The sequence below is a fragment of the Microbulbifer okhotskensis genome, from assembly GCF_023895975.1.
In the GTDB taxonomy this organism is placed as follows: domain Bacteria; phylum Pseudomonadota; class Gammaproteobacteria; order Pseudomonadales; family Cellvibrionaceae; genus Microbulbifer; species Microbulbifer okhotskensis.
In genome coordinates, this window is sequence record NZ_JALBWM010000409.1 from 1 (window position 1) to 400 (window position 400).

1 protein-coding gene is annotated in these 400 nt (G+C 41.0%); it reads right to left on the reverse strand.

The features are described from left to right. The coding region (locus tag MO867_RS22710; protein WP_252473401.1) for a glutathione S-transferase N-terminal domain-containing protein at positions 1–400 on the reverse strand (400 nt) is incomplete at both ends.

The following is a 400-nucleotide window of genomic DNA, read 5'->3' on the forward strand; positions in this document are numbered from 1 at the left end:
GTCTCATGAATATATTTTTTGGGAAACTTTGTATTTAGTGCTGAATAGTTACAATGCACGCAAATCGCAGGACTTTCAAAAATTGCAAAGCCACTGTCAATTAATGTTGGGATTCTGCCTGCTGGATTTAAAACTAAATAATCAGAGGATTTTTGTGCATTACTTTTTCTATCTACAATGATTAATTCAAAATCTACCTTAAGTTCTTCGAGCATGAAGTGAGGAGCCATACTGGCATTCAGAGGGTAGTAATATAATTGGTACAACAAACTCTCCTTTTGATGTTGCTTATAACGTTGCCAACACAGGCCGAGCGAGAGCGAGGTCCAGTCCTGCGGCAACAGCAACTTGGTACGCCCAGCATGGGCGTGAACTAATGGGGTGAAAGTCCCCTGTAGGA